The sequence below is a fragment of the Seonamhaeicola marinus genome (assembly GCF_008085455.1).
The window spans coordinates 1-265 of record NZ_VSDQ01000027.1 but is presented as its reverse complement, the minus strand read 5'-3'; the positions used below and the strand labels follow the sequence as shown (position 1 = coordinate 265).

The window sequence follows — 265 nt, the reverse complement described above, 5'->3', positions numbered from 1 at the left end:
ATTAATACTGCCAAGAAAACTAATAAAAATAAATATGTAGTGTGTTTCATTTTTTTTGAACTTGTTTATAGAAAGAACTAAAAATTACAAATCATATTGTTTAATTTTTCTATATAATGTGCGTTCGCTTATACCTAGTTCTGCCGCGGCTAATTTACGTTTTCCGTTATGACGTTCAAGTGATTTTTTAATTAATTCTAGTTCTTTATCTTGTAATGACAAGGTTTCTTCTTCCTCTATTTCTTCGGCAAAATGATATTTGTCT

General features: G+C 27.5%; 1 protein-coding gene. It reads right to left on the bottom strand.

The window, feature by feature from the left end:
* Positions 1-84 precede the first annotated feature (84 nt).
* A partial coding sequence (locus tag FUA24_RS00195; protein ID WP_317131907.1) for a helix-turn-helix domain-containing protein occupies positions 85-265 on the bottom strand: 181 nt, incomplete at its 5' end.